The organism is Actinomadura geliboluensis (assembly GCF_043197915.1).
Classification (GTDB): domain Bacteria; phylum Actinomycetota; class Actinomycetes; order Streptosporangiales; family Streptosporangiaceae; genus Spirillospora; species Spirillospora geliboluensis.
In genome coordinates, this window is sequence record NZ_JBICUA010000001.1 from 966,096 (window position 1) to 979,306 (window position 13,211).

The 13,211-nt window shown below is 70.7% G+C and carries 14 protein-coding genes; 4 read left to right on the forward strand and 10 right to left on the reverse strand.

What is annotated here, in order from left to right; all coding sequences use genetic code 11:
• Positions 1 to 13 precede the first annotated feature (13 nt).
• The 5 genes from ACGFI1_RS04565 to rpsB form a co-directional block, all read right to left on the reverse strand.
• Complete coding sequence (locus ACGFI1_RS04565) at positions 14 to 1,102, reverse strand: phosphatidate cytidylyltransferase (protein WP_392782874.1); 1,089 nt, start codon at positions 1,100 to 1,102, stop codon at positions 14 to 16.
• Positions 1,102 to 1,659 (reverse strand): ribosome recycling factor, encoded by a 558-nt coding sequence (gene frr, locus ACGFI1_RS04570; protein WP_386868008.1) that lies wholly within the window; start codon positions 1,657 to 1,659, stop codon positions 1,102 to 1,104. The genes ACGFI1_RS04565 and frr overlap by 1 nt, the downstream gene beginning before the upstream one ends.
• Positions 1,660 to 1,733: 74 nt before the next feature.
• A complete protein-coding gene (gene pyrH, locus ACGFI1_RS04575) occupies positions 1,734 to 2,528 on the reverse strand; it encodes a UMP kinase (protein ID WP_386867295.1) in 795 nt (264 codons plus the stop codon).
• Between the two features lie 56 nt (positions 2,529 to 2,584).
• Complete coding sequence (tsf, locus tag ACGFI1_RS04580; RefSeq protein ID WP_138640477.1) at positions 2,585 to 3,421, reverse strand: translation elongation factor Ts; 837 nt, start codon at positions 3,419 to 3,421, stop codon at positions 2,585 to 2,587.
• An 85-nt stretch (positions 3,422 to 3,506) separates the two neighbouring features.
• Positions 3,507 to 4,472, reverse strand: a complete 966-nt coding sequence (gene rpsB, locus ACGFI1_RS04585; protein ID WP_386867297.1) for a 30S ribosomal protein S2 — start codon at positions 4,470 to 4,472, stop codon at positions 3,507 to 3,509.
• 386 nt (positions 4,473 to 4,858) lie between these two features.
• Between rpsB and ACGFI1_RS04590 the strand changes: the two genes are divergently transcribed.
• Positions 4,859 to 5,560 carry a murein hydrolase activator EnvC family protein gene (locus tag ACGFI1_RS04590; RefSeq protein WP_392782878.1) on the forward strand — a complete coding sequence of 234 codons (702 nt, stop codon included), beginning with the start codon at positions 4,859 to 4,861 and terminating at the stop codon, positions 5,558 to 5,560.
• A 103-nt stretch (positions 5,561 to 5,663) separates the two neighbouring features.
• Here the strand turns inward: ACGFI1_RS04590 and ACGFI1_RS04595 are convergent, their stop codons facing one another.
• Entirely contained in the window at positions 5,664 to 6,575 is a 912-nt protein-coding gene (locus ACGFI1_RS04595) for a tyrosine recombinase XerC (protein ID WP_392782881.1), read from the reverse strand.
• A gap of 156 nt (positions 6,576 to 6,731) precedes the next feature.
• Between ACGFI1_RS04595 and ACGFI1_RS04600 the strand changes: the two genes are divergently transcribed.
• From ACGFI1_RS04600 to dprA, 3 genes are read left to right on the forward strand one after another with little or no spacing between them, the layout of a single operon-like run.
• Positions 6,732 to 7,085: a YraN family protein gene (locus tag ACGFI1_RS04600; protein ID WP_387067795.1), complete on the forward strand. Its 354-nt coding sequence runs from the start codon at positions 6,732 to 6,734 to the stop codon at positions 7,083 to 7,085.
• Complete coding sequence (locus ACGFI1_RS04605; protein ID WP_392782884.1) at positions 7,085 to 8,638, forward strand: YifB family Mg chelatase-like AAA ATPase; 1,554 nt, start codon at positions 7,085 to 7,087, stop codon at positions 8,636 to 8,638. The genes ACGFI1_RS04600 and ACGFI1_RS04605 overlap by 1 nt, the downstream gene beginning before the upstream one ends.
• On the forward strand, positions 8,635 to 9,804 hold the full coding sequence (gene dprA, locus ACGFI1_RS04610; protein ID WP_392782888.1) for a DNA-processing protein DprA: 1,170 nt from the start codon (positions 8,635 to 8,637) through the stop codon (positions 9,802 to 9,804). Before ACGFI1_RS04605 ends, dprA begins: the two co-directional genes overlap by 4 nt.
• A gap of 136 nt (positions 9,805 to 9,940) precedes the next feature.
• On the opposite strand, the gene ACGFI1_RS04615 is transcribed toward dprA, so the two are convergent.
• From ACGFI1_RS04615 to rplS, 4 genes are all read right to left on the reverse strand, one after another.
• On the reverse strand, positions 9,941 to 10,255 hold the full coding sequence (locus ACGFI1_RS04615; protein ID WP_138640484.1) for a DUF2469 domain-containing protein: 315 nt from the start codon (positions 10,253 to 10,255) through the stop codon (positions 9,941 to 9,943).
• Positions 10,252 to 10,977 carry a ribonuclease HII gene (locus ACGFI1_RS04620; protein WP_392782891.1) on the reverse strand — a complete coding sequence of 242 codons (726 nt, stop codon included), beginning with the start codon at positions 10,975 to 10,977 and terminating at the stop codon, positions 10,252 to 10,254. Before ACGFI1_RS04620 ends, ACGFI1_RS04615 begins: the two co-directional genes overlap by 4 nt.
• 735 nt (positions 10,978 to 11,712) lie before the next feature.
• Positions 11,713 to 12,585 carry a signal peptidase I gene (gene lepB / locus ACGFI1_RS04625; RefSeq protein WP_392782894.1) on the reverse strand — a complete coding sequence of 291 codons (873 nt, stop codon included), beginning with the start codon at positions 12,583 to 12,585 and terminating at the stop codon, positions 11,713 to 11,715.
• 168 nt (positions 12,586 to 12,753) lie between these two features.
• A complete protein-coding gene (rplS, locus tag ACGFI1_RS04630; protein ID WP_089324757.1) occupies positions 12,754 to 13,104 on the reverse strand; it encodes a 50S ribosomal protein L19 in 351 nt (116 codons plus the stop codon).
• Positions 13,105 to 13,211: the final 107 nt, after the last annotated feature.

Below are 13,211 nucleotides of genomic sequence, written 5' to 3' on the forward strand. Positions count from 1 at the left end.
AGCCCACGGCGCCCTAGCTCGGCAGGAACAGCTCCAAGAGAAGCCACACGACGGGGGCCGTCGCGACCAGCGAGTCGAGGCGGTCCATCACCCCGCCGTGGCCGGGAAGGAGCGTTCCCATGTCCTTGATGCCGAGATCCCGCTTGATCATCGACTCGACGAGGTCGCCGGCGGTCGCGGTGACCACGGCGGCGAGCCCGATGAGCACGCCCTGCCACACCTGACCGCCGTCCAGCAGCCACCAGACCAGCCACCCGCCGACCGCCATGCAGGTGATCGCCGAACCGGTGACGCCCTCCCAGGTCTTCTTGGGGCTGATCGTGGGGGCCAGCTTGTGCTTGCCGAGGAAGGACCCGGCGAAGTAGCCGCCGATGTCGCTGGCGACGGTCGTGGCGATGAAGACGACGATGCGGTGGTCGCCGTCGTCCGGGCGCATGAGCAGGGCGACGATGCCGCCCATCAGCACCAGGTAGCCGGCCACGAGCGACCCTGCGGCGACGTCGCGCACGTACCCGTCGGCGCCTTCGGTCATCCGCGTCATCAGCAGGGCCAGCACCGTCAGGGACACTGCCGCCACAGCGGCCGTGGGGCCCCACACGTACGCGACGACCGGAGTACCGACCATTCCGGTCGCGACCGGAATGAACGGGACGCGGATGTCGCGGCTCTTGAGCGCCTCGGTCAGCTCCCGCATGCCGAGGAAGAGAAACACGATCATCACGCCAAGGAAGATCTCCTTGACGGTGTAGAGCGACAGCAGGACGAGCGAGCCCAGGCCGACTCCGACGCCGATGGCGAGCGGCAGGTTGCGGCCGGTCTTGCTCTCCCGCTTGCCTCCAGGGGGCTCGGAGGGCGTCCCAGAGGAGATCCCAGCGGGCGCCCCGGGGGTTGCGGGGGACGTGTCGGCGGGCGTCTCGGGGGACGCCTCAGGGGGCACCGCGGCGGTGGCGCCGGCGGACGGAACGTCCGCCGAGGGCGCCTGCTCAACGGATCCGTCCTGCTCAGAGGGCGAGTCCAGAGCTTCTCCGGGGGGTGGGCCGGCCATGTGGGCCTCCGGCTCGTCCGGGGAGCCGACGGGCTCCCCGGCGTCGTCGCGTTCCATCAAACTTCGAGCAGTTCGGCCTTCTTGTGCTCGAGCAGCTCGTCGATCTGCGCCACGTAGCGATGCGTCGTGTCGTCGAGCTCCTTCTCGGCACGCCGCACCTCGTCCTCACCGGCCTCGCCGTCCTTGGCGAGCTTGTCGAGGGTGTCCTTGGCGCGGCGCCGGATGTTGCGGATGGAGACCCGGCTCTCCTCCGCCTTCGTCCCGGCGACCTTGATGAGGTCCCGGCGGCGCTCCTCCGACAGCTCGGGGAACACGACCCGGATCACGTTGCCGTCGTTCGTCGGGTTGACGCCGAGGTCGCTGTCGCGGATCGCCTTCTCCACCGCCTGCGTGGACGACTTGTCGAAGACCTGGACGATGACCATCCGCGGCTCGGGCAGCGTGAACGACGCGAGCTGGTTGATCGGCGTCGGCGTCCCGTAGTACTCGGCGGTGATCTTGTTGAACATCGCGGGGGTGACCCGGCCGGTGCGGATGGCCTGGAAGTCCTCCTTGGCGACCGCGACCGCCTTCTCCATCTTCTCCTCGGCCTCGAGGAGGGTCTCGTCGATCACTGTGACTCCCATGTCATCTGGTCGGCCCTGCTCCTGCGGTTGCACGGTGCGCTGGGCACCGGCGCGGACTGCGGTCAGCCCTGGGCCGGGCTGACCAGCGTGCCGATCTTCTCACCCCGGACGGCCCGGACGATGTTGCCCTGCCCCATGAGATCGAAGACCACGATGGGGAGCGCGTTGTCCATGCAGAGACTGATGGCCGTGGCGTCCATGACCTTCAGGCCCCGCTGTAGAACTTCACCGTAATCCAAACGGTCGAACTTGACCGCGTCTGGATTCTTTCGTGGATCGGCGTCGTACACACCGTCCACCTGCGTCGCCTTCAGCACCGCTTCCGCACCGATCTCCAGCGCGCGCTGGGCGGCGGTGGTGTCGGTGGAGAAGAAGGGCTGTCCGAGGCCCGCGCCGAAGATGACCACACGGCCCTTCTCCAGGTGCCGTATGGCGCGCCTCGGGATGTAGGGCTCGGCCACCTGGCTCATGGTGATGGCGGTCTGCACCCGCGTGTCCAGCCCGAGCTTCTCCAGGAAGTCCTGCAGGGCGAGGCAGTTGATGACGGTGCCGATCATGCCCATGTAGTCGGCGCGGCCGCGGTCCATGCCGCGTTCGGCCATGACGGCGCCGCGGAACATGTTGCCGCCGCCGCAGACGACCGCCACCTGCACGCCGTCCCGGACGGCTTCGGCGATGGCCTCGGCGACGTGCTGGACGACCGCGGGGTCGATGCCGAGGGGGTCGCGTCCGGCGAACGCCTCGCCCGAGAGCTTCAGCAGGACCCGCTTCCAGCCGGCACGCGGCGCGTGCCCGCCGGGCGCGTGCCCGCCGGACGACGAGGCCGCCGTCGCGCTAGTGGTCGTCTTGTCCGGCACGTCGGCGGCCTCCTCGTTGCGTTGCGATGTCTCGGGTACCCGTCTCCAGAGTGCCCTTACGCCTGCCCGACCTTGAAGCGGGCGAAGCGGACGACCTTCACCCCGGCCTCGTCGAGGACCTTGGCGATCGTCTTCTTGTTGTCCTTCACGAACGCCTGCTCCACGAGCACGAAGTCGCGGAAGTAGGCGTTCACCCGGCCCTCGACGATCTTGGGGATGGCCTGCTCGGGCTTGCCCTCGTCGCGGGTGAGCTGCTCGGCGAGCGCCCGCTCCTTCTCGATCGCCTCGGCGGGGATCTCCTCGCGGGTGAGGTACTTCGGCGCCATCGCGGCGATCTGCTGCGCGATGTCCTTGGCGACCTCGGCGTTCTCGCTGTCCAGTTCGACCAGCACGCCGGTGGTCGGCGGCAGGGACGGGTCGGACTTGTGCAGGTAGCTGGCCACGTACGCGCCCTGGAAGTGGGCGAAGCGGCGCAGCTCCAGCTTCTCGCCGATCTTGGCGCTGTTCTCCTCGATCAGGGCCTGGACGGTCTTGCCGGGCTCGATCTCGGCGCCGAGCAGCGCGGCGGCGTCGGCGGCGCCGCTGCCGGCGGCGAACTCGACAAGGCGCTGGGCCAGCTCGATGAACTGCGCGTTCTTGGCGACGAAGTCGGTCTCGCAGTTGAGCTCCAGCAGCGAGCCGTCGCCCGAGCCGTTGAAGTGCTCGGCGACGAGGCCGTTGGCGGCGGTGCGCTCGGCGCGCTTGCCGACGTCCTTGGCGCCCTTGAGACGCAGCAGCTCGGTCGCCTTCTCGAAGTCGCCGTCCGCCTCGGTGAGCGCGTTCTTCACGGCCATCATGCCGGAGCCGGTCAGGTCGCGGAGCCGCTTGACGTCAGCGGCGGTGAAGTTGGCCATCGCTCTCTTCGCTTCTCTCGTCGTTGGTCGTGGGACCCGCGACGGTCCCGGCGGCCCCCGCGCGGGGGCCGCCGGGACCGCGGGATCAAGCCTGCTCGGCCTCGGCGGCCTGCGGAGCCGCCTCCGGCGCCTGCTCGGCCTGCGCCTGCTCAGGCTGCGCCTGCTCGGGCTGGGCCTCCTCGGCCGGAGCGGACTCCTCGGCGGGCGCGGCGGCCGGCGCGGCCTCGGCGCTCGCGGCGGCGTCCGCCGGGGCCTCGGCCTGCTTGTTCTCCAGCAGGTCGCGCTCCCACTCGGCCAGCGGCTCGGCGGCGCCCGCCGCCTGCTCGGCCGGCTTCTCGTCCCCGCCGGTCGCGGCGCCCGCGCGGGCGAGCAGACCGTCGGCGACGGAGTCGGCCACCACGCGGGTCAGCAGGCTGACGCTGCGGATGGCGTCGTCGTTGCCGGGGACCGGGTAGTCGACCTCGTCGGGGTCGCAGTTGGTGTCGAGGATCGCGACGACCGGGATGCCGAGCTTCTTGGCCTCGTTGACCGCGATGTGCTCCTTCTTGGTGTCCACGATCCAGATGGCGCTCGGAACCTTCGCCATGTCGCGGATACCGCCGAGGGTGCGCTCCAGCTTGTCCTTCTCGCGGCGCAGACCGAGGAGCTCCTTCTTGGTCATGCCGGAGCCGGCCACGTCGTCGTAGTTGATCTCCTCCAGCTCCTTGAGCCGGGTGAGCCGCTTGTGGACGGTGGAGAAGTTCGTGAGCATGCCGCCCAGCCAGCGCTGGTTCACGTAGGGCATGCCGACCCGGGCCGCCTGCTCGGCGATGGACTCCTGGGCCTGCTTCTTGGTGCCGACGAACAGGATCGTGCCGCCGTGGGCCACGGTGGCCTTGACGAACTCGAACGCGCGGTCGATGTAGGACAGCGACTGCTGCAGGTCGATGATGTAGATGCCGTTGCGCTCGGTGAGGATGAAGCGCTTCATCTTCGGGTTCCACCGGCGGGTCTGGTGGCCGAAGTGGACGCCGCTCTCAAGGAGCTGCCGCATGGTGACGACGGGTGCCATTGCCCGTGCTCTCCTTCTCTGGCCCTGCCGGGCCGCATTTGGTTGTCTGCCTGCGCCCGGGTGCCGTCCCACCGTCGCCGAGGCGACGGACCGAGGGACTGCGCCCCACCAAGCCTTCGGTGGCATGCGGACGCGTGAAATCAGCCGCCATGGGCATCCCAGGCGGCTGGCCCGTTGCCGGGTCTGGGCCTGTCCGTTCCGGGAGCGGCTTCTCGTCTCCCCGCCCGGAGGCGGGTCGATGACGGCCTGGCCCTGGCCGGTGTCCTTTCGGGCACGACTACAGATTATCAGGGCGCCGAGGCGTCCGGGCATCAACGGCCGGGGCGGTTATCCACAGTCCGGCGAACGTATCGACCCGGTGGCCTCGGCCCGGCAGGCTGCGCTGCATGACGCTGCTCACACTGCTGCTCACCTGCATGATCACCATCGGCGCACCGGGCCTGGACGCCTGGCGCTGGCCGTTAGGTCCGCCCGCGCCGCAGGTCGTCCGGGCCTTCTCACCGCCGTCGACGCCGTGGGGCGCCGGCCACCGCGGCGTCGACCTCGCGGGGCGCCCCGGGCAGGCCGTCCACGCCGCCGCGCCGGGACGCGTCTCCTACGCCCAGCGCCTGGCCGGACGCGGCGTCGTGGCCATCGATCACGGTCTGCTGCGCACGACGTACCTGCCCGTCGTCCCCAGCGTGCAAGTGGGGAGCCGCGTCGCCTCCGGAACCCGGATCGGCGTCCTGGAGAACGGGCTGCACCACTGCCGCGTCCCCTGCCTGCACTGGGGCCTGCGCCGCGGTGGCCTGTACCTGGATCCGATCAGCCTCGTCCGGCGCCAGGTGCGCCTCCTTCCTCGCTGGACGCAGCCCGCGCCGTCCCGTAGCGCCGCCCCGTCCCAAGGCGCCGCCCCGGAGGAGCCCGCAACCCGCTTCGCCTTGCGCGACGCCACCACCACGGCGACGGGCGGCGCGCTGACAGGCATGGCGCTGACGCTGTCCGTGGCGTTCGCATGGCGCCGCTTCCGCTTCCGCCGCCACCGCCGCCGTCCCCCGCCGGGCGTGATCGACCTCGCCCAAGAACGCCGCCTGCGCCGCACTCCCTGACGCTGCTCGCGTCCAAGATCCACCCCCGAACGCTGCCGCCCGGCTTCCGCGCACCGAACCGGGCGGCAGCTGCGTGCCGCTGGGCGGGGCGCACACCGGGTCCTCAGTCGGGTTGGGCGCCGCGGGGGTGGGCCTGGCGGTGGACCTGCTTCAGCCGCTCGGCCGAAACGTGAGTGTAGAGCTGGGTGGTCTGGAGGGAGGCGTGGCCGAGGATCTCTTGGACGCTCCGCAAGTCGGCGCCGCCTTCCAGGAGGTGGGTCGCGGCGCTGTGGCGTAGTCCGTGCGGGCTCAGATCGGGAACTTCGCCAACTTCGGAGATCCGTGCGTGGACGATGCGGCGTGCGCTCGTCGGGTGGAGGCGTCCGCCTCGCACGCCCAGGAAGAGCGCCGGGCCGCTGTCCTCCGTTGCGAAGGCGGGGCGTCCTGCGCGCAGCCAATCCTGGACGGCGCGGACGGCCGGCTCTCCCACCGGGACTACGCGTTCACGTCCGCCCTTGCCCAGGACGCGGATGGTCGCGCGCCCGGTGTCCAGGTCGTCGATGTCGAGCCCGCACAGTTCGCTGACGCGGACGCCCGTCCCGTAGAGCACCTCCAGGACGGCCAGATCACGGAGCCCGAGGGGGCCTTGGACGTCCATCGTGTCGAGCAGCCGCGCCGCATCGTCCTGCGTGAGGACGCTGGGAAGATCGCGCTGCCGTTTCGGTGTCCCCAGAAGCAGCCCGGGATCGTCCTCAAGGAGCCCGCGCCGGTGCAGATGCCGGGTGAAGGCGCGGGCGGCGGCCGTGCGGCGGGCCAGAGTCGCACGGGAGCGTCCCAGCGCGTGCTGACGCGCGAGCCAGGCCCGGAGTATCGAAATGTCCAGCTCGGCGGGGTCACTGACCCCGGCGACGGCGGCATAGGCGCACAGGTCGGACAGATCTCCCAGATAGGCCCGCAGTGTGTGCGGCGACACGTCGCGTTCGGCGCGGAGATGGCGGCCGAAGTCGGCTACGGCGTCCTCCAGCGCGTTGGTCACAGCCGTCACGCTGCGCCAACGGCCCGGCCGGCGCAAGCACCGACCTGCGCTTTCGCGCAAACTGCCGTGATCTCCGGCCGGTTATCCACAAGTAGTCATTCTTTCGTCGCGCAAAGTCACAGCCCGGCAACGTCATTGGCCGGAGGTGAGGCATCCATGAAGGCTCACATCAGGCTCGGCCGACGCGGCGAAGCGGCCGCGGCCGACTACCTCGCCGGCCTCGGCTGGAAGATCCTCGACCGCAACTGGCGCTGCCCCGAGGGCGAACTCGACATCGTCGCCCACGACGGCCGCAGGCACATCGTCTGCGAGGTCAAGACCCGCCGCTCGGCACGGTTCGGCGATCCGGTCGAAGCGGTCACCGCCGAGAAGGCGGCCCGGTTACGGCGGCTCGCATTGCGCTGGGCCGCGGCCCAGGGGGTCAGCGGCGCGCTCATACGGGTGGACGTCCTCGGGCTGACCTGCGACGGCGACGGGTTCTCGATCGACCACCTGCGGGAGGTCTGCTGATGACGCTCGCGAAGACCCGCTCGGTGTCCCTGGTCGGCGTGGACGGCTTCGTCGTGGACGTGGAGGCGGCGATCACCAGCGGCGTCCCCGGCCTGCACCTGGTCGGCCTCCCCGACACGGCCCTCAGCGAGGCCCGTGACCGCGTCCGCGCCGCCATCTTCAATTCCGGCGAAGACTGGCCCAATCGGCATGTGACGGTGTCGCTCTTCCCGGCAAGCATGCCGAAGAAAGGATCGACCTTCGACCTCGCCATCGCGATAGCGCTGCTCGCGGCGGCGGAGGTCGTCCCACCGCGCAGTTGCGCGGGGCTGGTACTGATCGGCGAGCTCGGACTGGACGGGCACATCCGCCCGATCCAGGGCATCCTGCCCGCCGTGCTGGCCGCCGCGAACCGGGGTTGCCGCACGGTCGTCGTGCCGCAGGCCAACGCCGCCGAGGCCGAACTCGTCCCCGACATGCAGGTCGTGTCCGCAGGCACGCTGCGCGGCCTGCTGTGCATCCTGCGCGACGAACCGCCGCCGACCGAAGAGGACGAGGAGGACGACTTCGCCATCCCCGCGGACGGCTACGCCATCCGGCAGCAGGAGATCCCGCCCGACCTCGACCTGGCCGACGTCCGGGGGCAGGCCGAGGCCCGCCGGGCGCTGGAGATCAGCGCGGCGGGCGGCCACCACCTGTTCTTCGCCGGGCCCCCGGGGTGCGGCAAGACGATGCTCGCGGAGCGGCTGCCCACGCTGATGCCGCCCCTGGAGCCGGAGATCGCCCTGGAGGTCACCGCGATCCACTCGGTCGCCGGAACCCTCCGGCCGGGCCAGCCGCTGATCACCCAGCCGCCGTTCTACGCCCCGCACCACACCGCCTCCAGGGCGTCGATGGTCGGCGGCGGGTCGGGCCGCGTCCTGCAGCCCGGCGCGGTCTCCCTCGCCCACCGGGGGATCCTCTTCCTGGACGAGGCCCCGGAATTCCAAGGAGGCACGCTCGACGCCCTGCGGCAGCCGCTCGAAGAGGGCGTGGTGCGGATCTCCCGCATCGAGGGCATGGCGCACTTCCCCGCCCGGTTCACGCTCGTCCTCGCGGCGAACCCGTGCCCGTGCGCGGCGGCGAAGCAGATCGACTGCTCCTGCGCGCCCGGCATCCGGCGCCGATATGCCAGCCGCGTGACCGGTCCGCTCCTCGACCGCATCGATCTCAAGCTGGAGCTGACACCGGCTAGCCGTGCGGAGCTCCGCTACGACCTGGAGTTCGCCGAATCCAGCAAGGTGGTCGCCGAACGCGTCCAGCTCGCCAGGGAACGGACACGGCAGCGCCTCGCGGAAACCCCGTGGCGCTCCAACGCCGAAGTTCCCGGCCCGGAGCTGCGCAGGCGCTTCACGCCGTCCGCCGAGGCGATGCGAGCTGCCGACGAAGCGCTGCAGCGCGGCACGCTGAGCGCCCGCGGCCTCGACCGCATCCTGCGGGTCGCCTGGACGATCGCCGACCTGGCGGGCCATGACGAGCCCGGCCCGGACGACGTCGGCGGTGCGCTCGCCCTCTGGTCAGCGGGGCGCCAATGAGCGACGAGAGGACCGCCCGCGCCACCCTCACTGCCGTCGCCGAGCCCGGCGACGCCTTCCTCAACCGGATCATCGACCGCTGCGGACCGGAGGGGGCCCTCGAAGCGGTCCGCACCTGCCGCCTCCCCAACGGCGTCGATGCCACCGTGAAGGAGATCCAGCGCCTCGACCAGTGGCGGATCCGCCTGATCGCCGCCGAACCCGACCAGGACATGGCCGTCTGCGCCGGGTTCCGCGGACGCCTCATCTGCCCGGGAGATCCCGAATGGCCGACGACCCTCGACGACCTCGGCACCGGACGCCCCTATGCACTGTGGCTGCGCGGCCCCGGCGACCTGCGCTATTCCTGCCTGCGATCGGTCGCCATCGTCGGTTCCCGCGCCGCGTCCCCCTACGGCCTGCGCGCCGCCGCCGACTTCGCTTCCGACCTGGCCGATGACGGCTGGACGGTCGTCTCCGGCGGCGCACTCGGCATCGACGCGGCGGCCCACCGCGGCGCGCTGGCCGCCGACGGCCCCACGGTCGCCGTCCTCGCCAACGGGGTCGACGTCCCCTACCCGGCGTCCAACGAGGGGCTGTTCGCCGAGATGGCGCGGCGGTCACTGCTGATCAGCGAGTCGCCGCCGGGGACGCATCCGCACCGGCTGCGCTTCCTCGTCCGCAACCGGGTGATCGCGGCCCTGTCGCGCGGCACGGTCATCGTCGAGGCCGAGGCCCGCAGCGGCGCCCTGAACACCGCCGGCTGGGCGTCCAAGCTGGGCCGTGTGGTCATGGCCGTGCCCGGCCCGATCACTTCACGCTCCTCGGTCGGCTGCCATCGGCTGCTACGGGAGGAGGGCGTCACGCTGGTCACCCGCCCCGAGGAGATCATCGAGGCGGTGGGGCGCATCGGCACGGACCTGGCGCCTCCGCCGAACACGCCCGTCCTCCCCCGCGACCGGCTCGAACCGGTGACCCGGACCGTCCTGGAGGCGTTCCCCTCCCGCGGCGCGACCGGCCCCGCGCAACTCGCCGTCAAGGCGGGCGTCGACCTGCCCACGGTCAACGCCAAGCTGGGCTTACTGTCCGCCGCGGGCTTCATCGAGCGCGCCGCAGCCGGCTGGCGCCTGACCAAGTCCGGAAAATCCTCGCAGGGCCCGTCCCCGTCTCCCGAGGAGCCGAAGTGACCCGCTCAACAACTCCGTCGCCACGGCAGAACCCCCACGCCAGGACGGCGCGCTCGCCTACCAGACCGCCCCGTGCCGACACAGCGACACCACGTCGATCACACCGTCCCCCACGGGCCGGGAGCCGTCCGTCGGATCACTCCTGGGAGGGGAGTTCGAAGTCGCTCTTGGCGAGTTCCTCGATGTTCACGTCCTTGAACGTGACGACACGCACGTTCTTAACGAAGCGGGCAGGACGGTACATGTCCCAGACCCACGCGTCCTGCATCGTGACCTCGAAGAAGACGTCGCCGCTGTCGGCACCGCGCACCTGCAGATCGACCGAGTTCGTGAGATAGAACCTGCGTTCGGTCTCGACGACGTAGCTGAACAGCCCGAGGACGTCCCGGTACTCGCGATAGAGCTGCAGCTCCATCTCGGTCTCGTACTTCTCGAGATCCTCGGCGCTCACGCTCGTGCCCCCTCCGCGCAGCCCTCGTCGGAGACCTCCCCTTCGGTCTCCTCCACCACGGCCACATCCCCATTGTTGCGCAAGGCCCGCCCGACGTTGACGTAGGAGAACCGATGCTCCGGACATGGCCCGTGCGCGGCGAGCGCTTCACCGTGCGCGCGAGTCACGTAGCCCTTGTGGATGTCGAAGCCGTACTCGGGGTACCGCTCATGGAGCCCGACCATGATCCGGTCTCGGGTGACCTTCGCGACGATGGACGCTGCCGCCACACAGGCCGCGACCTGATCGCCTTTGATCATCGCGAGACCGGGGACGTCCAGCCCCGGGACGGGGAAGCCGTCGCTGAGCACGTAGGCGGGCCGCTTGTCCAGCGCGGCCAGCGCCCGTCGCATCCCGGTGACATTGCACCGGTGAAGGCCGATCCGGTCGATGTCGTGGCACGGGATGATGATCGCGCTCCACGCGTACGCCCGCTTGATGATCTCCGCGTACAGCTCTTCCCGGCGCGCCGGCGTGAGCAGCTTCGAGTCGGTCAGGCCGTCGATCCGGCCGCGTCCACCCTGCAGCATGACCGCCGCGACCACCATCGGTCCCGCGCAGGCCCCGCGCCCCGCCTCGTCGACACCTGCCACAGGGCTGAACCCCCCGTGCGCCAGCGCGCGCTCATACGCGAACATCCCGGCGTCCCGACGCGGGGTGAAGCGGAGTGGACGTCCCTTCATGCTCCGCAGCGTACGTCCCCACACCCCCACACCGCTCCCCGAATGCCCGCGATCACCCACCATGTCCACCCCCACCACAAGCCCCTGCCCCCCACGCACATGCCCTCAACCACACGCCCGCCACGCCGGACACCCACATGTACATCAACACCACGCCACCCGAGGTGGCGGTGCGTCTCGCCTCCACTGGTGGCCCTCGTCCCTACTACCGGGGCGTCCACCACACGCGCACCACGTGGGATACACCCGTCAGACCTGAGGACTCGTACGCGGAGCGCCGCCGCGCCGCAGTGGGGCATGCGCCGGTGAGGTTACGCCGCTGCGCCAGAAGAACACGGGCGGCGCCACGTCACCTTCCCCACAGGCACGTACGCCTCACCTGGGTGACCCCAGCGCAGCACCCAACGCCCTGCGCGCTTGCGGCCTCTTACATCGAGCGCTGGCAGGGCGCAGTGGGGGGCATGCCGCTGCCGGTGGGATTGCGCCGCTACGCCAGGAGAACATGTGTGGCGCCACGTCACGTTCGTACGGCGCCTACGACTTGCCTGGGGCCCGTGGCCATGTGCGGCGTTGCGGCGCGATGTGCACTGCGCGATGGCGTGGCGCAGCGTGGTGGCGTCGCGTCGCGTGGCGCGGCGTGCTGCGCGGCGTGGCTGCCGTGGCTGGGCGCGGCGTGCTGGGCGCCGTGGCGTGGCTGCCGTAGCTGCGTGGGGTGCCCTGCGCGCGGTGTGGTGATCAGGGGTTCTTGGTGTGGTGGCGGCGGCGTAGGTAGGCGAGGGGGAATGTGATGAGGACGCCTAGGGCGAAGGGGGTGGCGGGGGCCGCTAGGGCCGCTGATTTCTCCAAGGCTGGTTGCTTGAAGGTGGCGGGGATCGGGAGAGTGCCGATGCGGTCCAGGGGCCAGACGATGACGAAGGCGCGGCCGATGACGCGGTCGATCGGGATGGTGCCGCCGCCGGGGTCGCCGCGGTGGGAGCGGGAGTCGTAGGAGAGTTCACGATGGTCGCCCATGACCCAGAGTTGGCCCGGCTTCACGGTGACGTCGAACGGGTCGTTGGACGGCTTGTTCTGCTCGTGCGTGATCGGGTCGGTGAAGATGTAGGACTTCTCGTCCAGCGGGACGCCGTTGACGGTGACCCGGCCCTTGGCGTCGCAGCATTTGACGTGGTCGCCGGGGATGCCGATGACGCGCTTGATGTAGTCCTTCTCGTTGGGCGCCACACCGAACGCGGTGCCGATGGCCCGCAGCACCTTGGAGACGGGGTTGCTCGGCTCGTTGACCTGGACCTCGGGGTCCCAGGAGTCGAGGCCGTTGAAGACGATCACGTCACCGCGGGCGATGTCGCGGGTGTGGTAGACGATCTTGTTGACGAGGACGCGGTCGCCGACCTGGAGGGTGTTCTCCATCGAGCCGGACGGGATGTAGAACGCCTGCACCGCGAACGCCTTGATGACGAGCGCCAGCACGACGGCGACGACGATCAGGACGGGGAGTTCCTTCCAGAACGACCCCTGCTTCTTCTTGCCCTTGCCGTCGTCTTCGGCGTCGTCGGCCGAGTCCACGGGCTCCTTCTCTTCGGGCACCGCGCCCTCGGCCTCGGATCGCACGTCTCTCCGATCGTCCTCGTCAGTCATCAGAGCGAAAGCCTAGCGGCGCCGAGCCCGCGGGGCGCCGCCCGCGGGCGTGTCGCCGACGCCCGGGCCGGTCGCGTCCGTCCGGAACGGGCAACGCCCCGGGCACCCTCTCGGGTTCCCGGGGCGTCGTGGTCCATCGGCTCAGTGGTCGCGCTTCTCCTTGATGCGCGCGGCCTTGCCGCGCAGGTTGCGCAGGTAGTAGAGCTTGGCGCGGCGCACGTCGCCGCGGGTGACGACCTCGATCTTGTCGATCGAGGGGCTGTTGAGCGGGAACGTCCGCTCGACGCCGACGCTGTAGCTGACCTTCCGGACGGTGAACGTCTCGCGGGCGCCGCCGCCCTGCCGCCGGATCACCACGCCCTGGAAGATCTGGATACGGCTACGGTTTCCCTCGGTGACGCGCACGTGCACCTTCAGCGTGTCGCCCGGACGGAAGTCCGGGACGTCGGCGCGCATCGCGGCCTTCTCGATCTCCTGGATCAGGGTGTGCATCGCAGCGGTTCCTCGTGGTCGAACGCGGGCGTCGAGAGGCCCCGGTGGGTCTTTCGTGGGGGCGTCGCGCCGCGGGAAATGGTCTTCGGGTGCCATGCGTTCTCGAC